The 22,044-nt window shown below is 66.6% G+C and carries 20 protein-coding genes; 19 read left to right on the plus strand and 1 reads right to left on the minus strand.

The features are described from left to right. Window positions 1-188: 188 nt before the first annotated feature. Window positions 189-4,994: a glutamate synthase-related protein gene (locus E1J61_RS07385; protein WP_371703147.1), complete on the plus strand. Its 4,806-nt coding sequence runs from the start codon at window positions 189-191 to the stop codon at window positions 4,992-4,994. Between the two features lie 115 nt (window positions 4,995-5,109). Next, on the plus strand, window positions 5,110-6,573 hold the full coding sequence (locus E1J61_RS07390; RefSeq protein WP_133093451.1) for a glutamate synthase subunit beta: 1,464 nt from the start codon (window positions 5,110-5,112) through the stop codon (window positions 6,571-6,573). Window positions 6,574-6,659: 86 nt separating this feature from the next. Here E1J61_RS07390 and E1J61_RS07395 read toward each other — a convergent pair whose 3' ends face one another. Continuing rightward, window positions 6,660-7,199, minus strand: a complete 540-nt coding sequence (locus tag E1J61_RS07395; RefSeq protein WP_133093452.1) for a GNAT family N-acetyltransferase — start codon at window positions 7,197-7,199, stop codon at window positions 6,660-6,662. Between the two features lie 250 nt (window positions 7,200-7,449). Between E1J61_RS07395 and E1J61_RS07400 the strand changes: the two genes are divergently transcribed. The 17 genes from E1J61_RS07400 (at window position 7,450) to hisH (ending at window position 22,023) form a co-directional block, all read left to right on the plus strand. Continuing rightward, window positions 7,450-8,538, plus strand: coding sequence for a tripartite tricarboxylate transporter substrate binding protein (locus E1J61_RS07400; RefSeq protein ID WP_133093453.1), 1,089 nt, complete (start codon window positions 7,450-7,452; stop codon window positions 8,536-8,538). A 135-nt stretch (window positions 8,539-8,673) separates the two neighbouring features. Beyond that, entirely contained in the window at window positions 8,674-9,492 is an 819-nt protein-coding gene (locus E1J61_RS07405) for an ABC transporter ATP-binding protein (RefSeq protein ID WP_133093454.1), read from the plus strand. Continuing rightward, window positions 9,489-10,268 (plus strand): lipid asymmetry maintenance ABC transporter permease subunit MlaE, encoded by a 780-nt coding sequence (gene mlaE / locus E1J61_RS07410; protein ID WP_133093455.1) that lies wholly within the window; start codon window positions 9,489-9,491, stop codon window positions 10,266-10,268. The genes E1J61_RS07405 and mlaE overlap by 4 nt, the downstream gene beginning before the upstream one ends. A gap of 77 nt (window positions 10,269-10,345) precedes the next feature. Further along, on the plus strand, window positions 10,346-10,867 hold the full coding sequence (gene mlaD / locus E1J61_RS07415; RefSeq protein WP_133093456.1) for an outer membrane lipid asymmetry maintenance protein MlaD: 522 nt from the start codon (window positions 10,346-10,348) through the stop codon (window positions 10,865-10,867). After that, the gene (locus tag E1J61_RS07420; protein ID WP_371703153.1) at window positions 10,864-11,868 is read left to right on the plus strand and encodes a VacJ family lipoprotein; all 1,005 of its coding nucleotides are present in this window, start codon (window positions 10,864-10,866) and stop codon (window positions 11,866-11,868) included. Before mlaD ends, E1J61_RS07420 begins: the two co-directional genes overlap by 4 nt. Window positions 11,869-12,079: 211 nt before the next feature. Continuing rightward, window positions 12,080-12,709, plus strand: coding sequence for a phospholipid-binding protein MlaC (locus E1J61_RS07425; protein WP_133093457.1), 630 nt, complete (start codon window positions 12,080-12,082; stop codon window positions 12,707-12,709). 153 nt (window positions 12,710-12,862) lie between these two features. After that, window positions 12,863-13,180 (plus strand): lipid asymmetry maintenance protein MlaB, encoded by a 318-nt coding sequence (locus tag E1J61_RS07430; protein WP_133093458.1) that lies wholly within the window; start codon window positions 12,863-12,865, stop codon window positions 13,178-13,180. Between the two features lie 261 nt (window positions 13,181-13,441). After that, a complete protein-coding gene (locus E1J61_RS07435) occupies window positions 13,442-14,392 on the plus strand; it encodes an ABC transporter ATP-binding protein (protein WP_133093459.1) in 951 nt (316 codons plus the stop codon). Beyond that, complete coding sequence (locus tag E1J61_RS07440) at window positions 14,389-15,210, plus strand: ABC transporter permease (protein ID WP_133093460.1); 822 nt, start codon at window positions 14,389-14,391, stop codon at window positions 15,208-15,210. The genes E1J61_RS07435 and E1J61_RS07440 overlap by 4 nt, the downstream gene beginning before the upstream one ends. 51 nt (window positions 15,211-15,261) lie before the next feature. Beyond that, on the plus strand, window positions 15,262-15,510 hold the full coding sequence (locus E1J61_RS07445; protein ID WP_133093461.1) for a BolA family protein: 249 nt from the start codon (window positions 15,262-15,264) through the stop codon (window positions 15,508-15,510). Between the two features lie 81 nt (window positions 15,511-15,591). Beyond that, window positions 15,592-16,842, plus strand: coding sequence for a UDP-N-acetylglucosamine 1-carboxyvinyltransferase (gene murA, locus E1J61_RS07450; RefSeq protein WP_133093462.1), 1,251 nt, complete (start codon window positions 15,592-15,594; stop codon window positions 16,840-16,842). A gap of 19 nt (window positions 16,843-16,861) precedes the next feature. Beyond that, window positions 16,862-17,536 carry an ATP phosphoribosyltransferase gene (hisG, locus tag E1J61_RS07455; protein ID WP_029047631.1) on the plus strand — a complete coding sequence of 225 codons (675 nt, stop codon included), beginning with the start codon at window positions 16,862-16,864 and terminating at the stop codon, window positions 17,534-17,536. Window positions 17,537-17,587: 51 nt separating this feature from the next. Continuing rightward, window positions 17,588-18,931: a histidinol dehydrogenase gene (gene hisD, locus E1J61_RS07460; RefSeq protein WP_133093463.1), complete on the plus strand. Its 1,344-nt coding sequence runs from the start codon at window positions 17,588-17,590 to the stop codon at window positions 18,929-18,931. Window positions 18,932-18,966: 35 nt separating this feature from the next. Continuing rightward, a complete protein-coding gene (gene hisC, locus E1J61_RS07465; protein ID WP_133093464.1) occupies window positions 18,967-20,067 on the plus strand; it encodes a histidinol-phosphate transaminase in 1,101 nt (366 codons plus the stop codon). A 4-nt stretch (window positions 20,068-20,071) separates the two neighbouring features. Continuing rightward, the gene (gene hisB, locus E1J61_RS07470) at window positions 20,072-20,659 is read left to right on the plus strand and encodes an imidazoleglycerol-phosphate dehydratase HisB (RefSeq protein WP_019451384.1); all 588 of its coding nucleotides are present in this window, start codon (window positions 20,072-20,074) and stop codon (window positions 20,657-20,659) included. Window positions 20,660-20,749: 90 nt separating this feature from the next. Beyond that, window positions 20,750-21,373 carry a YchE family NAAT transporter gene (locus tag E1J61_RS07475; RefSeq protein WP_133093465.1) on the plus strand — a complete coding sequence of 208 codons (624 nt, stop codon included), beginning with the start codon at window positions 20,750-20,752 and terminating at the stop codon, window positions 21,371-21,373. Then, window positions 21,370-22,023, plus strand: a complete 654-nt coding sequence (gene hisH, locus E1J61_RS07480) for an imidazole glycerol phosphate synthase subunit HisH (protein WP_165971443.1) — start codon at window positions 21,370-21,372, stop codon at window positions 22,021-22,023. The genes E1J61_RS07475 and hisH overlap by 4 nt, the downstream gene beginning before the upstream one ends. Window positions 22,024-22,044 lie beyond the last annotated feature (21 nt).

The following is a 22,044-nucleotide window of genomic DNA, read 5'->3' on the forward strand; positions in this document are numbered from 1 at the left end:
GCTCCACCCACAGTCATTGTGCGGCGCGTCACGCTCGTGTACGCCGCTGCGGCCCGCAGACAGCTTCGTCCCCATTTTCCTACCCGCCGGATCCAGTCCAGGGTGGATCTGATTAGAAAGCGCGCGGTCCCCGTTCCGGTAGTCCAGCAGTTCGCGCAGCCTTCACCGGAATTCAGCCCGTGGACCAAATGAAGAACCTTTCGGCCCAAGCGCAGACCAGCGAGCAAATCAGCGAGTCTTCCTCCGCCCTCGACCTGCACCAACTGCGTCCGCAGGCGCAAGGCATGTACGACCCGACCAACGAGCATGACGCCTGCGGCGTCGGCATGGTCGCGCACATCAAGGGCAAGAAGTCCCACGAGATCATTTCCCAGGGCCTGAAGATCCTGGAGAACCTGGACCACCGGGGTGCGGTCGGCGCGGACGCGCTGATGGGCGACGGCGCCGGCATCCTGATCCAGATTCCGGACCAGTTCTACCGCGAAGAAATGGCAGCGCAGGGCGTGAGCCTGCCGCCCGCCGGCGAATACGGCGTGGGCATGATCTTCCTGCCGAAGGAACACGCCTCGCGCCTGGCCTGCGAGCAGGAGCTGGAGCGCACGGTCCGCCTGGAAGGCCAGGTCGTGCTGGGCTGGCGCGACGTGCCGGTAGACGCCAACATGCCGATGTCGCCGACGGTGCGCAAGACCGAGCCGGTGATCCGCCAGATCTTCATCGGTCGCGGCCGCGACATCATGACCACGGACGCGCTGGAACGTAAGCTCTACGTCATCCGCAAGACCGCCAGCCACGCTATCCAGGCGCTCAAGCTCAAGCACGGCAAGGAATACTTCGTGCCGTCGATGTCGGCCCGTACCGTTGTGTACAAGGGCCTGCTGCTGGCCAACCAGGTCGGCGAGTACTACCTCGACCTGCAGGACCAGCGCGCCGTGTCGGCCCTGGCCCTGGTGCACCAGCGCTTCTCGACCAACACCTTCCCGGCCTGGGAGCTGGCCCACCCGTACCGCATGGTCGCCCACAACGGCGAAATCAACACGGTCAAGGGCAACGTCAACTGGATCAACGCGCGTACCGGCGCGATCTCGTCGCCGGTGCTGGGCGACGACCTGCCCAAGCTGTGGCCGCTGATCTACCCGGGTCAGTCCGATACGGCATCGTTCGACAACTGCCTCGAACTGCTGACGATGGCCGGCTACCCGCTCGTCCACGCGATGATGATGATGATCCCGGAAGCCTGGGAACAGCACACGCTGATGGACGACAACCGTCGCGCCTTCTACGAATACCACGCCGCCATGATGGAGCCGTGGGACGGCCCCGCCGCGATCTGCTTCACCGATGGCCGCCAGATCGGCGCGACGCTGGACCGCAACGGCCTGCGCCCGGCACGTTTCTACGTGACCGAGGACGACGTCGTGGTGCTGGCCTCGGAAGCCGGCGTGCTGCCGTTCCCCGAGTCGCGCATCGTTGAGAAGTGGCGCCTGCAGCCGGGCAAGATGTTCCTGATCGACATGGAGCAGGGCCGCATCATCGACGACAAGGAACTGAAGGACAACCTGGCCAACGCCAAGCCGTACAAGAGCTGGATCGACGCTGTCCGCATCAAGCTGGACGAGATCGACGCCAAGCCGGAAGACGTCGCTGCCGAGAAGAAGCCGGTGGCCAAGCTGCTGGACCGCCAGCAGGCCTTCGGCTACACCCAGGAAGACGTCAAGTTCCTGATGGCGCCGATGGCGCTGGCCGGCGAAGAAGCCACCGGCTCGATGGGCAACGACTCGCCGCTGGCGATCCTGTCGTCCAAGAACAAGACGCTGTACCACTACTTCAAGCAGCTGTTCGCCCAGGTCACCAACCCGCCGATCGACCCGATCCGCGAGAACATGGTGATGTCGCTGGTGTCGTTCATCGGCCCGAAGCCGAACCTGCTCGAGCTGAACAACATCAACCCGCCGATGCGCCTCGAAGTGTCCCAGCCGGTGCTGGACTTCAAGGACATCGCCAAGATCCGCAACATCGAGCACTACACCGGCGGCAAGTTCCGTTCGTACGAACTGAACATCTGCTACCCGACCGCGTGGGGCAAGGAAGGCATCGAAGCGCGCCTGGCCTCGCTGTGCGCCGAAGCCGTGGATGCGGTGCGTTCGGGCTACAACATCCTGATCGTAACCGACCGCCCGGTGGATGCCGACCACGTTGCCATCCCCGCGCTGCTGGCCACCTCCGCGATCCACCACCACCTGGTGGAGAAGGGCCTGCGCACGTCCACCGGCCTGGTGGTCGAGACCGGCACCGCGCGTGAAGTGCACCACTTCGCGCTGCTGGCCGGCTACGGCGCCGAAGCCGTGCACCCGTACCTGGCGATGGAAACCCTGGCCGACATGGCCAGCGGCCTGTCGGGCGACCTGTCGCCCGAGAAGGCGGTCAAGAACTTCGTCAAGGCGGTCGGCAAGGGCCTGTTCAAGGTGATGTCCAAGATGGGCATCTCCACCTACATGTCGTACACCGGCGCGCAGATCTTCGAAGCCATCGGCCTGTCGCGCGAGCTGGTGCAGAAGTACTTCCACGGCACGCCGTCGAACGTCGAGGGCATCGGCATCTTCGAAGTGGCCGAGGAAGCGCTGCGCCTGCACAAGGACGCCTTCGGCAACAGCCCGGTGCTGGAGAACATGCTGGACGCCGGCGGCGAGTACGCCTTCCGCATCCGCGGCGAAGAGCACATGTGGACCCCGGACTCGATCGCCAAGCTGCAGCACTCGGTGCGCGCCGACGACGGCAAGGGCGCCTACCAGACGTACAAGGAATACGCAAACATCATCAACGACCAGAGCAAGCGCCACATGACGCTGCGCGGTCTGTTCGAGTTCAAGGTCGATCCGGCCAAGGCGATTCCGCTGGAAGAAGTCGAGCCGGCCAAGGAGATCGTGCGCCGCTTTGCCACGGGCGCGATGTCGCTCGGCTCGATCTCGACCGAAGCCCACACCACGCTGGCGCTGGCGATGAACCGCATCGGCGGCAAGTCCAACACCGGCGAAGGTGGCGAGGACGAGAAGCGCTACCGCAACGAGCTGCGCGGCATCCCCATCAAGCAGGGCGATACCCTGAAGAGCGTGCTGGGCGACGGCGTGATCGAGACGGACCTGGAACTGAAGGACGGCGATTCGCTGCGCTCGAAGATCAAGCAGGTGGCGTCGGGCCGTTTCGGCGTGACCGCCGAGTACCTGGCTTCGGCCGACCAGATCCAGATCAAGATGGCGCAGGGCGCCAAGCCGGGCGAAGGCGGCCAGCTGCCGGGCCACAAGGTCTCGGACTACATCGGCAAGCTGCGTTACTCGGTGCCGGGCGTGGGCCTGATCTCGCCGCCCCCGCACCACGACATCTACTCGATCGAGGATCTGGCGCAACTGATCCACGACCTGAAGAACGTCAACCCGTCGTCGGATATCTCGGTCAAGCTGGTGTCCGAAGTGGGCGTCGGCACGGTGGCCGCGGGCGTGTCCAAGGCCAAGGCCGACCACGTCGTGATCGCCGGCCATGACGGTGGCACCGGCGCCTCGCCGTGGTCGTCGATCAAGCACGCCGGCACGCCGTGGGAGCTGGGCCTGGCCGAGACGCAGCAGACGCTGCTGCTCAACGGCCTGCGCAACCGCATCCGCGTGCAAGCCGACGGCCAGATGAAGACCGGCCGTGACGTCGTCATCGGCGCGCTGCTGGGCGCCGACGAGTTCGGCTTCGCCACGGCACCGCTGGTTGCCGAGGGCTGCATCATGATGCGCAAGTGCCACCTGAACACCTGCCCGGTGGGCGTGGCCACGCAGGATCCGCAGCTGCGCAAGAAGTTCCAGGGCAAGCCGGAACACGTGGTCAACTTCTTCTTCTTCGTTGCCGAAGAGGCCCGCGAGATCATGGCCCAGCTGGGCATCCGCACCTTCGACGAGCTGATCGGCCGCGCCGACCTGCTCGACACCAAGGCTGGCATCGAGCACTGGAAGGCGCGCGGCCTGGACTTCAGCCGCATCTTCCACCAGGTGTCGCTGGGCGCGGACGTGCCGCTGTACCACACCGACGTGCAGGACCACGGCCTGTCGGCCGAAGCCGGCAAGGCGCTGGACCACGTGCTGATCGCCAAGGCCCGTCCGGCGATCGAGAAGGGCGAGCGCGTGTCGTTCATCCAGCCGGTCAAGAACGTCAACCGTACGGTGGGCGCGATGCTGTCCGGCGTGGTCGCCAAGCAGCATGGCCACGAAGGCCTGCCCGATGACACCATCCACATCCAGCTGCAAGGCACCGCCGGCCAGTCGTTCGGCGCGTTCCTGGCGCACGGCATCACGCTGGACCTGGTGGGTGACGGCAACGACTACGTCGGCAAGGGCCTGTCGGGCGGCCGCGTGATCGTGCGCGCTCCGCACGAGTTCCGCGGCGACCCGACCCGCAACATCATCGTCGGCAACACCGTGCTGTACGGTGCCATCGCCGGCGAAGCGTTCTTCAACGGCGTGGCCGGCGAGCGCTTCGCGGTGCGTAACTCCGGCGCCGTGGCGGTGGTGGAAGGCACCGGCGACCACGGTTGCGAGTACATGACCGGCGGCACGGTGGTGGTGCTGGGCGGCACGGGCCGCAACTTCGCGGCCGGCATGTCGGGCGGCGTGGCCTACGTCTATGACGAGGACGGCCTGTTCGACAAGCGCTGCAACACCTCGATGGTGGCGCTGGAAGCGGTGCTGGCCTCGGCCGACCAGGAGAAGGGCCAGCCCCAGGCTTCGTGGCACAAGGTCGACGGCAAGCGCGTGCTGGATGAAGTCATCCTGCGCAACCTGATCGAGCAGCACTTCCGCTACACCGGTTCCGAGCGCGCCAAGGCGCTGCTGGCTGACTGGACCACGGCACGCCGCAAGTTCGTCAAGGTCTTCCCGACCGAGTACAAGCGCGCGCTGGGCGAGATGTACGCCAAGGAACAGGCCGCCCGCGACAGCGACCGCGAAGCCATCGCGGCCTGAGCGCAGAACCAAGCAGCGATGGGCCGCGGCAGCCGCCGCGGCCCTGACAAGATACTGACCCCACCGCAGGGCCGGCGAAGCCGCCGGTCCCGCGCAGCATGACCAAGGACGCAACATGGGTAAGGCGACTGGCTTTCTCGAATTTCCGCGCCAGAATGAGGGCTACGAACCGGTAGTCAAGCGCGTGAAGCACTACAAGGAATTCGTGTTCGCGCTGTCCGACAGCGAAGCGAAGATCCAGGGTGCGCGCTGCATGGACTGCGGCATCCCGTTCTGCAACAACGGCTGCCCGGTCAACAACATCATTCCCGACTTCAACGACCTGGTGTACCGCCAGGACTGGAAGTCGGCGATCGAGGTCTTGCACCAGACCAACAACTTCCCCGAGTTCACCGGCCGCATCTGCCCGGCACCGTGCGAGGCCGCGTGCACGCTGGGCATCAACGAGCTGCCCGTGGGCATCAAGTCGATCGAGCACGCCATCATCGACAAGGCCTGGGAAGAAGGCTGGGTTGCACCGCAACTGCCGCGCCACAAGACCGGCAAGACCGTCGCCGTGGTCGGCTCCGGCCCCGCCGGCATGGCTGCCGCGCAGCAGCTGGCACGCGCCGGCCATGACGTGACCGTGTTCGAGAAGAACGACCGCATCGGCGGCCTGCTGCGCTACGGCATTCCCGACTTCAAGATGGAGAAGTCGCTGATCGACCGCCGCATGGAACAGATGCAGGCAGAAGGCGTGACCTTCCGCGCCGGCGTGATGGTGACCGATGGCGAACTGCCGGCCGGCATCAAGAACTACGCGCGTGAAACCATCTCGGCCCAGGCCCTGATGGACCAGTTCGACGCCGTGGTGCTGGCGGGCGGCGCGGAAGTGCCGCGCGACCTGCCGGTGCCGGGCCGCGACTTGGACGGCATTCACTTCGCGCTGGAAATGCTGATCCCGCAGAACAAGGAAGTGGCTGGCGATGGCGCCAACGACATCCGCGCCGAAGGCAAGAACGTGATCGTGATCGGTGGCGGCGATACCGGCTCCGACTGCGTGGGCACGTCCAACCGCCACGGCGCCACCTCGGTGACCCAGTTTGAGCTGCTGCCGCAGCCGCCGGAAGAAGAGAACAAGCCGCTGGTGTGGCCGTACTGGCCGATCAAGCTGCGCACCTCGTCGTCGCACGACGAAGGCTGCGAACGCGACTGGTCGGTCGCCACCAAGGAATTCATCGGCGAGAACGGCAAGGTCACCGCGCTGAAGGCCTGCCGCGTCGAGTGGAAGGATGGCCGCATGCAGGAAGTGGAAGGCAGCGAGTTCATCCTGCCGGCCGACCTGGTGCTGCTGGCGATGGGCTTCACCAACCCGGTGGGCTCGATGCTGGAAGCCTTCGGCGTCGACACCGATGCGCGCAAGAACGCCAAGGCCGCCACCGAGGGCGAGCGTGCTTACCACACCAACGTGCCCAAGGTGTTCGCCGCCGGCGACGTGCGCCGTGGCCAGTCGCTGGTGGTGTGGGCCATCCGCGAAGGCCGCCAGGCCGCGCGTTCGGTCGATGCATTCCTGATGGGGCATACCGACCTGCCGCGCTGATCCACAGCTCATTGCCGCAACAAAAAGCCCGCCTGGCGCAAGCCGGCGGGCTTTTTTTCGTTGTGGACTCGGCACCGCGGCGGGCCTCAGCCGGCCAGCGCCTTTTCCATCAGGACCGCGGCGGCGCCATAGTCCGCCAGCTTGCCAGCGTGCCGCGCCGCCGTTTCCACCGCCGCCGGCGCGTACCCGAGCCTGCGCCACCAGGGCGCCGCCGACTGTACGGCAATCAGCCGCGAATGCTTCAGTCCGGCCGCCAGCGCAGCCGCCTGCGCTGCCGCGTACAGGCGTGGCGCCAGCCCGCCGCCGCGGCCGCCAGGCGCCACGGCCATGTCGTGGACGAACCAGGTCAGGGGCGCTGGCGTTGGCGCCTGGCGCCAGCCGTCGTCGAGCACGCCATCGAGCGGGGGCAGGCTGGTCTCGGGCCAGGCGTGGGTGAACAGGTAGGCGGCCAGCGTGCCGGGCCGGTGCGGATCGTCGGCGACCCAGCAGGTGGTGGGGGAGAGCGCCAGCCGGCTGGCCAGCGCGTCGCGGCTTTCCAGCAGCACCTCGGTATAGCAGGCGGCCTGCACGGCCAGCACGGCGGGCAGGTCGGCGGCTGTCATGCGCCGCAGGGGAAACATCGTCATCGCGCGATTATAGCCGGCGGTTCATGCCGAGCCGCGGTGCGGCAGGCACCGGGCCGTGACCTGGTCATGGCGCGTTTGGCTAGGCTGGACAAGGCCTTCAGGGTTCTCCCGGCTATGGTTTACGTGCCTGTGGCCGTCCCGGCAATGTACTTACAATTTTCAAAAAAACAACTCACGGAAACCGCCTCGCGAATCCTTTTTCCCCAGAACCAGCTCGCCGTCCCCTCAGGGGATGGGTGGGAGGAAATTGATGACCGAAGTGCGCAATATGCCGCAGCTTTGGCGAGGTAACGCAAAGTTCGCGTCGTGGCAATCCACGTGGACATTGCTCCGGCGCTGGCTCAAGCCTTTCCTGTGCCTGTATGTCCTGGGCTGTGCCACGCTCGCGCTCGCCGTACCCGCGACGCCGGTGGTAGCCGGGCCGCAGTTGGTACGCAGCATGTCGTTCCCGAACCGGCCGATGCGCCTGATCGTGCCGTTCCCGGCCGGCGGCGTGGCCGACGCGGTCGCCCGCCTGCTGGCGGAGCGCCTGTCTGAGCGGCTGGGTGTGCTGATGGAGGTCGACAACCGCCCTGGCGCAGCCGGCACTACCGCCGGCGATGTCGTCGCCAAGGCCAGCTCGGACGGCCACACGCTGCTTTTCCACCAGGCCAATATGCTGATCCAGCCGGGGCTGGAGCCGGTGCCATATGACGTGGTGCGCGATTTCACCCCGGTGGCGCGGGTCGCCACCACGCCGCTGTTCCTGGTGATCGACGCCCGGCTGCCGATGCGTACGCCGGAGCAGTGGATGACAGCGGTGAAATCCAACCCGGCTTCCTACAGCTACGGCTATGGCCAGCCGGGCAGCCCCTCCCACCTGTACGCCCAGTACGCCGTGCGCGGCATCCACAACGGCGTGCCGCTGGTCACCGCCAAGGGCGAGGCCGCGGTGGTGCAGGAGATGCTCGCCGGCCGCATCAGCGCCTGCTTCTGTTCGTATGCCGCGGTGCAGAGCCAGGTCCGCAGTGGCGGGCTGCGGCTGATCGGCGTGACCGGCGTGGCGCGCTCGCCGCTGGCGCCGCTGGTGCCAACGCTGCAGGAGTCTGGGTTGGAAGGGTACGCGGCGGCCGCCTGGTTTGGCGTGATGGCGCCCGCCAAGACGCCGCGGGCGATCGTTGCGCGGCTGGCAATCGAACTCGACGCGGTGATGTCCGAGCGCGAGGTGCGCTCCCGGCTGCAGGCCGCCGGGCTGACGACGCTGCGCGATTCGCCGGAGGCGTTCGCCACGGCGATCCGTTCGGAATCGATCCAGTGGCAGGTGATCCTGCGGGACGTCAGCCAGGTGCAGGAACCTTAAAGCGAGAATTTTCGCTCACAGAATCCGACGCTTTCCTATTGCATCGGTCGGCAGCGATGTGGTGCCCGGCACACGGGTGCCAGCAGGGCTAGGTAGTACACCTTATAATGCGCCCCTGTCCCGACCGGTGCCAACGTGACCGACCCTGCTCAAAACCTCATCGAACTGAATGCGGTGGATTTCGCCTATGCGGACCACGGCAAGCCCATCCTGTCCGGCCTCACCATGCAGTTCCCGCGTGGCAAGGTGATCGCGGTCATGGGCGGTTCGGGGTGCGGCAAGACCACGGTGCTGCGGCTGATCGGCGGCCAGGTGCGCCCGCAGGCGGGAACGGTCCGCTTCGACGGCACCGATATCCACCGGCTGGATACCCGCGGCCTGTACGGGGTGCGGCGCCAGATGGGCATGCTGTTCCAGTTCGGCGCGCTGTTTACCGATTTGTCGGTCTTCGACAATGTGGCCTTCCCGCTGCGCGAGCATACCGACCTGCCGGACTCGATGATCCGCGACCTGGTGCTGATGAAGCTGAACGCGGTCGGCCTGCGCGGCGCCCGCGACCTGATGCCGTCGCAGATCTCGGGCGGCATGGCGCGGCGCGTGGCGCTGGCGCGCGCGATCGCGCTCGATCCCGCGCTGCTGATGTATGACGAGCCCTTCGCCGGCCTCGACCCGATCTCGCTCGGCCTGACCGCCCGCCTGATCCGCAGCCTCAACGACGCGCTCGGCGCGACCACGATCATCGTCTCGCACGACGTGCACGAGACCTTCCAGATCGCCGACTACGTGTATTTCATTGCCGACGGGCGCATCGCCGCGCAGGGCGAGCCCGAGGCGCTGCGCGCCTCCACCGACCCCTTCGTGCACCAGTTCGTCCACGCCGAGGCGGACGGCCCGGTGCCGTTCCACTATCCGGGACCGTCGCTGGCCGAGGACTTTGCCGGAGGTGCGCGGTGATCGGCTTCCTTGCCACCATCGGCGCGGCCGTGCGCCGCAGCGTGACGGGCCTGGGCCATGCCACGCGCATGTTCCTTACCGTGCTGGGCCTGTCGCCGGCGCTGCTGCGCCGCTTCCGGCTGGTGACCGACCAGGTTTTCTTTGTCGGCAACCTGTCGCTGGTGATCATTGCCGTGTCAGGCCTGTTCGTCGGCTTCGTGCTCGGCCTGCAGGGCTACTACACGCTGAACCGCTACGGCTCGGAGCAGGCGCTGGGCCTGCTGGTGGCGCTGTCGCTGGTGCGCGAGCTGGGTCCGGTGGTGACCGCGCTGCTGTTCGCGGGCCGCGCCGGCACTTCGCTGACCGCCGAGATCGGCCTGATGAAGGCGGGCGAGCAGCTGACCGCGATGGAAATGATGGCGGTGAACCCGCTGCAGCGCGTGGTCGCGCCGCGCTTCTGGGCGGGCGTGATCGCCATGCCGGTGCTGGCGGCGATCTTCAGCGCAGTGGGCATCCTGGGCGGCTATGTGGTCGGCGTGCAGCTGATCGGCGTCGACGCCGGCGCTTTCTGGTCGCAGATGCAGGGCGGCGTCGACGTGCGCGCCGACGTGCTCAACGGCGTGGTCAAGAGCTTTATTTTCGGCATTGCCGTGACGTTCATCGCCTTGTACCAGGGCTTTGAGGCCAAGCCGACGCCCGAAGGCGTTTCGCGCGCGACCACCCGCACCGTGGTGATCGCGTCGCTGGCGGTGCTGGGGCTGGATTTCCTGCTGACCGCGCTGATGTTCAGCAATTGAGGCCGCACCAGAAGCGCGGGCGATACTGACAAAAAAGACAGCGACAAGACACTACAGGGTTGAAGAAAGAGATTCCAATGAAAAAGATCACACTCGATTTCTGGGTGGGGCTGTTTGTTGCGGCGGGGTTTGTGGCCCTGCTGTTCCTGGCCCTCAAGGCGGGCAACATGAGCGCCTTTACCTTCCAGGACACTTATAGCGTGCAGGCCCGCTTCGACAATATCGGCGGGCTCAAGCCGCGCGCGCCGGTCAAGAGCGCCGGCGTGGTGGTCGGCCGCGTCGCGGCGATCCGCTTCGACGACAAGACCTACCAGGCCACCGTCGAGATGAACCTGGAGAAGCGCTACCAGTTTCCCAAGGACACCTCGGCCAAGATCCTGACCTCGGGCCTGTTGGGCGAGCAATACATCGGCCTGGAAGCCGGTGGCGACACCGCCATGCTGGCCGATGGCGCCCGCATCACCATGACGCAGTCCGCGGTGGTGCTGGAAAACCTGATCGGGCAGTTCCTGTACAACAAGGCGGCGGATGCCGGTGGTGCCAGCGGCTCGCCCGCGGCCGGCGCCAGCGCGCCGGCGCTGGGTGGGGATGCCAAATGAGGGTTGTCCCCCCCGTCAAGCCGGGCCGCGTTGCACGCCGCCCGGTGGCCGGCCTGATGGCCGCGGCGGCAGCCGCTGCGCTGATCGCCGGCTGCGCCACCGGCCCCACGGCCAACCCGAAGGATCCACTGGAGCCCTTTAACCGCGAAGTCTCGAAGATCAACGAGGACTTCGACAAGGGCATCCTGCGCCCGGTGGCCGAGCTGTACGCCGACTACATGCCGACGCCGGTGCAGCGCGCGGTGGAGAATTTCTTCTCCAACGTCAGCGATGCCTATTCGGCGGTGAACAACCTGCTGCAGGGCAAGCCCACGCGCGCCGCCGAGGATTCGATGCGGGTCGCGATGAACTCGGTGCTCGGCCTGGGCGGGCTGATCGACATCGCCACGCCGGCCGGCCTGCCCAAGTACAAGGAAGACTTCGGCCAGACGCTGGGTGTGTGGGGCGTGCCGCCAGGCCCGTACCTGGTGCTGCCGCTGTTCGGCCCGAGCTCGGTGCGCGATACCGGCGGCATGCTGGTGGACCGCCAGTTCGACCCGTCGGCCTATATCTACCCGGTATCGCTGCGCAATTCGCTGGCCGGCGTGCGCATCGTCGCGGGCCGCGCGCAGCTGCTGGGCGCGAGCAACCTGCTGGAGCAGGCGGCGCTGGACAAGTACTCGTTCCTGCGCGACTCCTACCTGCAGCGGCGCCAGTACCTGGTTTACGATGGCAATCCGCCGGAAGCCGACGACGCTGACAGCGATGGCGCCGCACCCGCAGCACCGGCTGCCCCGGATGACGCCGGCGAGAAGCCTGCTGGCGCCACCACGCCCGCGGCACCGGCACCTGCCGCACAACCGGCGGATGCGTCCGCGCCCGCGGCCACGCCGCCGGCCGATGCGTCGGCCCCGGCCGCCACGCCTCCCAAGGGCGACATCCAGCCGGAAAGCCAGAGCCTGCCCGTGCCGCCGGTGGAGCCGATGCAGCGTATCGTCCCCGGCGTGATCCGCATTCGCTAAGCGCCTTGTGCGCCAGTCCCGGGGCCCGGCGCCAGGCTGTGAATGCCCTGTCAGGGCTGAAACAATTTGTTTGGAAGTGGCGGAGAAGGCGCTGGTCCGTGCAACGCGCGGGCCGTGCTTATGTTCCAATCACCGCAAGGCCGCTGCCGGCAGGCGGCGCCAGTCCGGTGTACTTCGCCGGCAAACGTCTTTGAGAAAGAAGGAAAAATCCATGATTAAGCGACTGTTGGTCCCCTTCCTTACGGTAGTAGCCTTCGCCGGCGCTGCCCATGCACAGGTGTCGGGCACGGACGCCGCCACGCCGGACGGGCTGGTGAAGGCCGTGGTCAACGACGTAATGACGACCGTCAAGGCCGACAAGGACATGCAGGCCGGCAATATTGCCAAGATCACCGCGCTGGTCGAGCAAAAGATCATCCCCAACGCCAACTTCCAGAAGACCACGCAGATCGCGATGGGCCGCAACTGGTCGAAGGCGACGCCCGAGCAGCAGAAGCAGATCACCGAGGAGTTCAAGACCCTGCTGATCCGCACCTACGCCGGCGCCATCGCGCAGATCCGTGACCAGGCCGTGCAATACCGCCCGTACCGCGGCACGCCTGAGGACACCGATGCCACCATCCGCACCCAGGTCATCAACAAGGGCGAGCCGATCCAGATGGACTACCGCCTGGAGAAGACCGCGAACGGCTGGAAGGTCTACGACATCAACGTGCTGGGTGCGTGGCTGACCGAGGCCTACAAGGGCAGCTTCAATACCATCGTCGGCCAGCAGGGCGTCGAGGGTGTGATCAAGACGCTGCAGGACCGCAACCGCCAGCTGGCCAACGCCAAGAGCTAAGCCGCGGCGAGCGCGCGCCGCTGCAATGCAGCACAGCGCGCCGATCTTGCACTACAATGGCCGTTCGCGGCACTGGCTCCCGCCTCAGCGCGGGAGCTTTTGTTTGCGCCGCCTTGCTCTCCATCCAAGCCGATTACGTTTCCTGACGCCACCATGCTTTCGCTGGGTACCTCGCTGACCAACCAGAACGCCGCGGCCGTGCTGCGCGACGGGCTGGCGCGCGTGGCGCAGGGCGGGGCGCAGGGCAAGGTGCAGGTCGATTGCACGGGCCTGGCGCAGGTGGATTCCTCCGCAGTTGCCGTGCTGCTGGCGTGGCATCGTGCCGCAGCCGCGCGCAACCTGGCGCTGTCGCTGCGCGGGGTGCCGGCGCAGCTGTCGCAGCTGGCCGGCCTGTATGGCGTCGATGGCCTGCTGGGCCTGGCGAACGGCGCCGACGCGCTTTCCCGTCCGGGCCACCACCACCGACATTGATCCGGCATCGCCGGGCGCAGCGATTGCGTCCGAACGCGATGCCCCGGCGACGGCCTGGTGCGTCGCCGCGCCCAGCGGACCATCCGGTGGGGGATCAAGCGGGACCTACCCCTGATCCCCTATAATTCCGGGTTGTTCGCCCTTCCCCCCGCCTGATTCCGGTGCATGCCAAGCCGGCCCAGGAAATCCGGGCACACAGTAGTTCCCCATTCCAGGCGGCTGGCCCCCCAAAAAAGGCCGGACACGCCACAGACAACGGCCATGAAAGCCATTGAAATCCACGACGTCCGCAAGCGCTACCGCAACCTCCAGGCGCTCAAGGGCGTCAGCTTCACCGTCGAACGCGGCGAATTCTTCGGCCTGCTCGGGCCGAACGGCGCCGGCAAGACCACGCTGATCTCGATTCTCGCCGGCCTGAACCGTGCCGACTCCGGCGGCGTCCGTGTGCTGGGCCACGATGTCGTATCCGACTACCGGATGGCGCGGCGTATGCTTGGCGTGGTGCCGCAGGAGCTGGTGTTCGACCCGTTCTTCACGGTGCGCGAGACGCTGCGGCTGCAGTCCGGCTATTTCGGCCTGACCCGCAACGACGACTGGATCGACGAGATCATGGCCAACCTGGACCTGACCAGCAAGGCCGATTCCAATATGCGCCAGTTGTCCGGTGGCATGAAGCGCCGCGTGCTGGTGGCGCAGGCGCTGGTACACCGCCCGCCGGTGATCGTGCTGGACGAACCTACCGCCGGCGTCGACGTCGAGCTGCGCCAGACGCTGTGGAAATTCATCTCGCGCCTGAACCGGGAAGGCCACACCATCATCCTGACCACGCACTACCTGGAAGAGGCCGAGGCGCTGTGTGACCGCATCGCCATGCTCAAGTTCGGCGAAGTGGTGGCGCTGGACCGCACCAGCAACCTGCTGACGCAGTTCGCCGGGCTGCAACTTGTGCTGACTTTCGCGCAGGGCACCCTGCCGCATGCGCTGGAGCCGCTGCGTATGCCGGCCAACCCGGGCGAGCGCGCGGTGCGGCTGCGGCTGTCGGGCTACCAGGCGGTCGAGCCGATCCTGGCCGCCTGCCGCGAAGCGGGCTGTGACATCGAAGACATGGAAATCAACAAGGCCGACCTCGAAGACGTGTTTGTCCAGATCATGCGCCGCGAGGGCCACATGCCGGGCGCGCTGCCCGACCCCGCCATGGAGGCCGCGGCATGAAGCAGCCTGGCGAAATCGAACTGGTGGAAGACGCCCGCCTGGGCCCGATGGCCGTTGGCGGCCTGGTCGGCTTCCGGACCCTGCTGTACAAGGAAGTGCTGCGCTTCTGGAAGGTCAGCTTCCAGACCGTGGCCGCGCCGGTGCTGACCGCGGTGCTGTACCTGCTGATCTTCGGCCACGTGCTGGAAGACCGCGTCAAGATCTACGACCAGATCAGCTACACCGCCTTCCTGGTGCCCGGCCTGGTGATGATGAGCGTGCTGCAGAACGCCTTCGCCAACAGCTCGTCGTCGCTGATCCAGTCCAAGATCACCGGCAACCTGGTGTTCGTGCTGCTGCCGCCGCTGTCGCACTGGGAGATGTTCGGTGCCTATGTGCTGGCCTCGGTGATCCGCGGGCTGACCGTGGGCCTGGGCGTGCTGCTGGTGACGGCATGGTTTGCCAACCTGCACTTTGCCAACATCGGCTGGATCGTGGTGTTCGCACTGCTGGGCGCGGGCATCCTCGGTACGCTTGGCCTGATCGCCGGCATCTGGGCCGAGAAATTCGACCAGCTCGCCGCGTTCCAGAACTTCCTGATCATGCCGGCCACTTTCCTGTCCGGCGTGTTCTATTCGATCCATTCGCTGCCGGCCTTCTGGCAGGCGGTGTCCCATGCCAATCCGTTCTTCTACATGATCGACGGCTTCCGCTATGGCTTCTTCGGCGTCTCGGACGTGTCGCCGCTGTTTAGCCTGGCGGTGGTGGGATCGGCCTTCGTGGTGCTGGCGGCGCTGGCGCTGCGGCTGCTGAAATCCGGCTACAAGCTGCGCCACTGAGCGCCGCCGCACTGACATCGCGCACATTCTGAATACGCTGAAGAGAACCCCATGCTGCCTACACCGGAACAAGTCAGGGAATACATTGCCCAAGGATTGCCCTGCGAACATCTGGAAGTCGAGGGCGACGGCCAGCACTTCTTTGCCACCATCGTCAGCAACGAGTTCGAAGGCAAGCGGCTGATCCAGCGCCACCAGCGTGTCTATGCCGCGCTGGGCGACCGCATGCGCGCCGAGATCCATGCGCTGTCGATGAAGACGCTGACGCCCGCCGAGTGGCAGGCAGGTGAGGGCAAGTAAGCTCAGGCCGTGCCGCACCGCGCCGCATGCGCGGTTGAAAACAATGATGCCGGGCCCAGGCCCGGCCAGAACCGACACAACATGGACAAATTCCAGATCCAGGGCAACGGTCCGCTACGGGGCGAAGTCCGCGTTTCAGGCGCCAAGAATGCCGCGCTGCCGATCCTGTGCGCGGGCTTGCTCACGGCCGATACCGTCTCGCTGGATAACGTGCCCAACCTGCAGGACGTGCGCACCACGCTCAAGCTGCTGCGCCTGATGGGCATGCGCGCCGAGCAGGATGGCGCCACCGTCGCGCTCAACGGCGCCGACGTCAACTCGCTCGAAGCCCCGTACGAGCTGGTCAAGACCATGCGCGCCTCGATCCTGGTGCTGGGTCCGCTGGTGGCGCGCTTCGGCGAGGCCCGGGTCTCGCTGCCCGGCGGCTGCGGCATCGGCGCGCGGCCGGTCGACCAGCACATCAAGGGCCTGCAGGCGATGGGCGCCGAGATCAGCATCGAGCATGGCTTTATCCATGCCCGTGCCCGGCGCCTGAAAGGCGCGCGCGTGGTCACCGACATGATCACCGTGACCGGCACCGAGAACCTGCTGATGGCCGCCACGCTGGCCGAAGGCGAAACCGTGCTGGAAAACGCCGCGCGCGAGCCGGAAGTCACCGACCTGGCTCACCTGCTGGTCAAGATGGGCGCGAAGATCGACGGCATCGGCACTGACCGGCTGGTGGTGCAGGGCGTCGACAGGCTGCACGGCGCCCGCCACAGCGTGGTCGCAGATCGCATCGAGGCCGGGACCTTCCTGTGCGCGGCGGCCGCGACGCTGGGCGAACTGGTGCTGCGCGACGTGCGCCCGGACCTGCTCGACGCCGTGCTCGACAAGCTGCGCGAAGCCGGCGCCCGCATCGAGACCGGCGCCGACTGGATCCGCCTGGCGATGCCGCACCGCGCCAGGGCGGTGAGCTTCCGCACCTCGGAATACCCCGCCTTCCCGACCGACATGCAGGCCCAGTTCATGGCGTTGAATGCCGTGGCCGAAGGCACCGCGCGCGTGACCGAGACCATCTTCGAGAACCGGTTCATGCACGTGCAGGAACTGAACCGACTCGGCGCCGACATCGCCGTGGAAGGCAACACCGCGGTGGTCAGCGGCGTGCCGCGCCTGTCCGGCGCCAGCGTGATGGCGACCGACCTGCGCGCCTCCGCCAGCCTGGTCATCGCCGGCCTGGTCGCCGAGGGCGACACCGTGATCGACCGTATCTATCACCTGGACCGCGGCTACGACCGCATGGAAGACAAGCTGTCTGCAGTGGGCGCCAAGATTCGCCGCATTGCCTGAGCACGAGGACTGACGCACGATGAGCCCCACTTTCAACGCATCGCCCAACCAGCTGACGCTGGCGCTGTCCAAGGGCCGCATCTTCACCGAGACGCTGCCGCTGCTCGAAGCCGCCGGCATCCAGGTCACCGAGGATCCCGAGACCTCGCGCAAGCTGATCTTGCCGACCTCGGACCCCGCCGTGCGCGTGGTGATCGTGCGCGCTTCGGACGTGCCGACCTACGTGCAGTACGGCGCCGCCGACTTCGGCGTGGCCGGCAAGGACGTGCTGATGGAGCATGGCATGGCCGGCCTGTACGCGCCGATCGACCTCAATATCGCCCGCTGCCGCATGTCGGTGGCGGTGCCGGCCGGGTTTGACTACGCCAGCGCGGTGCGCCAGGGCGCGCGCCTGGCGGTGGCCACCAAGTACGTGCAGACCGCGCGCGAGCATTTTGCGAAAAAGGGCGTTCACGTCGATCTGATCAAGCTGTACGGTTCGATGGAGCTGGGCCCGCTGGTGGGCCTGTCCGATGCCATCGTCGACCTGGTCAGCACCGGCAGCACGCTGCGCGCCAACAACCTGGTCGAAGTGGAAGAGATCGTGCAAATTTCGTCGCGGCTGGTGGTGAACCAGGCTGCGCTCAAACTCAAGCGCGAGCGGCTGGCGCCGATCCTCGACGCTTTCGAACGCGCTTCGGCGGCGCTGGTGTAGGGCCACATCGGGCCACATCAGGCCGGTACCGACCGAGAAGGAAAAGAAGTCATGAACGCAACCGTATCCGAAATGGAAAACCTGCCGATCCGCCGGCTTGATTCCAGCGAGCCGGGCTTTGCCGAGGCGCTGCGCCAGGTGCTGGCCTTCGAGGCCGGCGAGGACGAGGCCATCGACCGCGCCGCGGCACAGATCCTGGCCGACGTGAAGGTCCGCGGCGACGCCGCGGTGCTGGAGTACACGAAGCGCTTCGACCGCATGGAAGCGCCGTCGATCGCGGCGCTCGAGCTGTCCCAGACTGAACTGGAAGCCGCTCTCGAAGACCTCGAGCCCAAGCGCCGCGCCGCGCTGGAAGCCGCTGCCGCGCGCGTGCGTGCCTACCACGAGAAGCAGAAGATCGAGTGCGGCAGCCACAGCTGGGAGTACACCGAGGCCGACGGCACCATGCTGGGCCAGAAGGTGACGCCGCTGGACCGCGTCGGCATCTACGTGCCGGGCGGCAAGGCCGCCTACCCATCGTCGGTGTTGATGAACGCGATCCCGGCGCGTGTGGCCGGCGTGAAGGAGATCATCATGGTCGTGCCCACGCCCGGCGGCGTGCGCAACGAGCTGGTGCTGGCCGCCGCGCAGATCGCCGGCGTCGACCGCGTCTTCACCATCGGTGGCGCGCAGGCCGTGGGCGCGCTGGCCTACGGCACCGCGACGCTGCCGCAGGTCGACAAGATCGTCGGCCCGGGCAATGCCTATGTGGCCGCGGCCAAGCGGCGCGTGTTCGGCACCGTCGGCATCGACATGATCGCCGGGCCTTCCGAGATCCTGGTGATCTGCGACGGCACCACCGACCCCGACTGGGTGGCGATGGACCTGTTCTCGCAGGCCGAGCACGACGAACTGGCGCAGTCGATCCTGCTGTGCCCGGACTCGGACTACATCGCCCGCGTCGAAGCCAGCATCCAGCGCCAGCTGCCGACCATGCCGCGCCGCGACGTGATCGCTTCGTCGATCTCCGGCCGCGGCGCACTGGTCAAGGTGCGCGACATGGAAGAAGCCTGCGAGATCGCCAACGCGATCGCGCCGGAGCACCTGGAAATCTCCGCCGAGAACCCGCGCCAGTGGAGCGAGAAGATCCGCCACGCCGGCGCCATCTTCCTCGGCCGCTATACCAGCGAATCGTTGGGCGACTACTGCGCCGGCCCCAACCACGTGTTGCCGACCTCGCGCACGGCGCGCTTCTCGTCGCCGCTGGGCGTCTATGACTTCCTGAAGCGCTCGAGCCTGATCGAGGTCAGCGAGGGCGGGGCGCAGATGCTTGGCCAGATCGCCGCCGAGCTCGCGTATGGCGAAGGTCTGCAGGCCCACGCCCGCAGCGCGGAATACCGTTTCAAGCGCAGTTGATTTACTGAACCAACGCAGTCAAACCAGGAGTTTCCATGTCAGCCGTAGAGCCCTCCCTGATCGAACGCATCATCCGTGACGACGTGCGCGCCATGGGCGCCTACCACGTCCCGGATTCGCACGGTCTGGTCAAGCTCGACGCGATGGAAAACCCGTACCGCCTGCCGCAGGAGCTGCGCCAGCAGCTGGCCGCGCGGCTGGGCGAGGTGGCGCTGAACCGCTACCCGGTGCCCAGCAGCGAAGCGCTGCGCGCCAGGCTCAAGGATGTGATGCAGGTGCCCGCCGGCATGGACGTGCTGCTGGGCAACGGCTCGGACGAGATCATCAGCATGCTGGCGCTGGCCGCGGCCAAGCCGGGCGCCACGGTGATGGCGCCGGTGCCGGGCTTTGTCATGTATGCGATGTCGGCGCAGTTTGCCGGGCTCGAGTTCGTCGGCGTACCGCTGCGCGCCGACTTCACTCTCGATCGCGACGCCATGCTGGCGGCGATGGCCGAGCACCAGCCCGCCATCATTTACCTGGCCTATCCGAACAACCCCACCGGCAACCTGTTCGACGCGGCCGACATGGAGGCCATCCTCCGTGCCGCGCAAGGCGATGTCTGCAACAGCCTGGTGGTGGTCGACGAGGCCTACCAGCCGTTCGCGCAGCAAAGCTGGATGCCGCGCCTGACGGACTTCGGCAACCTGCTGGTGATGCGCACCGTGTCCAAGCTCGGCCTGGCCGGCATCCGCCTGGGCTACCTGGCCGGGGCGCCGGAGTGGCTGGCGCAGATCGACAAGGTGCGCCCGCCCTACAACGTCAACGTGCTGACCGAGGCCGCCGCGCTCTTCGCGCTGGAGCATGTGTCGGTGCTGGACGAACAGGCCGCGCAACTGCGCACCGAGCGCACCCGCGTGGCCGACGGCATGGCCGCGCATGCAGGCGTCACGGTGTTCCCAAGCGCCGCCAACTTCCTGCTGGCGCGCGTGCCGGATGCGGCACAGACCTTCGACCGCCTGCTGGCGCGGAAGGTATTGATCAAGAACGTGAGTAAAATGCACCCGTTGCTGGCCAATTGTCTGCGCGTCACGGTCAGCACGCCCGAAGAAAACGCGCAGTTCCTTGAGGCATTCGCAGCGTCGCTGCAGGATTAACACCATGCGTGTTGCAGAGGTCACCCGCAATACTTCGGAAACGCAAATCCGCGTTTCCCTGAATCTCGACGGCACCGGCCGCCAGAAGCTGGCGTCGGGCGTGCCGTTCCTCGACCACATGCTCGACCAGATCGCCCGGCATGGCATGTTCGACCTGGAGGTCGAAGCCACCGGCGACACGCATATCGACGACCACCATACGGTGGAAGACGTCGGCATCACGCTCGGCCAGGCCGTCGCCAGGGCCATTGGCGACAAGAAGGGCATCACCCGCTACGGCCACAGCTACGTGCCGCTGGACGAATGCCTGTCGCGCGTGGTGATCGACTTCTCCGGCCGCCCCGGCCTGGAATTCCACGTGCCGTTCACACGTGCGCGCGTGGGCAGCTTCGACGTCGACCTGACCATCGAATTCTTTCGTGGCTTCGTCAACCATGCGGGCGTGACCCTGCATATCGACAACCTGCGCGGCATCAATGCCCACCATCAGTGCGAAACCGTGTTCAAGGCCTTTGGCCGGGCACTGCGCATGGCGGTGGAGCTGGATCCGCGCGCGGCCAACACGATCCCGTCGACCAAGGGTACGCTCTGAGCTTCCTGAACCCGTAGGCGTGCCGGCTGGTTGCGGCGCCCGCCCACCTCTCTATCCAATACCGCCAGCGATGCTGGCAACCCGCAACCGATGGATACGCTCAAGTCGTTTATCTCGCTGCTGGCGCTGATCAACCCGATCGGGGCGATCCCGTTCTTCATCAGCCTGACCAGCCAGCAGACCGAAGCGGAAAAGCTGCGTACCATCAAGATCGCGTCGATCTCGGTGGCGATCGTGGTGGCGGTGTCGGCGTTGCTGGGGCAGCAGATCATCGAGTTCTTCAATATCTCGGTGGCATCGCTGCAGGTGGGTGGCGGCCTCATCATGATCATGATGGCCATGAACATGCTGAACGCGCAGACCGGCCGCACCAAGGCCACGCCGGAAGAAGAGGATGAGGCCGAGGTAAAGTCCAGCATCGCGGTGGTGCCGCTGGCGCTGCCGCTGCTGACCGGGCCGGGCTCGATCAGCACGGTGATCGTCTATGCCGGCAAGACCCAGCACTGGTACCAGCTGCTGATTTTGGTGGGCATTGGCGCGCTGCTGGGTTCGGTGGTGTACATGGTGTTCCGCGCGGCCGACCCGATCGCCCGGGTGATCGGCCGCACCGGCATCAATATCGGCACGCGCCTGATGGGGCTGATCCTGTCGGCGCTGGCTGTTGAATTCATCGTGGACGGGCTGAAGACATTGTTGCCTGTTTTGAAATCATGACTACCATAGCAATTGTGGATTACGGCATGGGCAACCTGCGCTCGGTGGCGCAGGCACTGCGTGCCGCGGCACCGGAAGCGGACGTGCGGGTGGTGGATGCCCCCGAAGGCATCCGCAGCGCGGATCGCGTGGTGCTGCCCGGCCAGGGCGCGATGCCGGACTGCATGTCGGCACTGGGCGCCTCGGGCTTGCAGGAAGCGGTGGTCGAGGCCGCCGGCAGCAAGCCGATGCTTGGTGTGTGCGTCGGCGAACAGATGCTGTTCGAGTTCAGCACCGAAAGTCGTGCTGGCGCGGACCGCACACCGGCGCTGGGGCTGATGCCCGGCCAGGTGGTGCGTTTTGCGCTGGACGGCATGACGCAGCCCGATGGCTCGCGTTTCAAGGTGCCGCAGATGGGCTGGAACCGGGTGCGCCAGGCGAAGCCGCACCCGCTGTGGGCCGGGATTCCCGACGACAGCTGGTTCTATTTCGTCCACAGTTACTACGTGCAGGCGCAGGATCCGGCCCATATCGCCGGCGAAACGGAGTATGGAGTCGTGTTTACCAGCGCGGTAGCCCGCGATAATATTTTCGCGACGCAGTTCCACCCCGAGAAGAGCGCGGCCCTGGGCCTGCAGCTGTACCGGAACTTCGTCCACTGGAATCCATAAGGCGCACCGGACACCCCGAAT

The organism is Cupriavidus sp. L7L (assembly GCF_004353535.1).
Lineage (GTDB): Bacteria > Pseudomonadota > Gammaproteobacteria > Burkholderiales > Burkholderiaceae > Cupriavidus > Cupriavidus oxalaticus_A.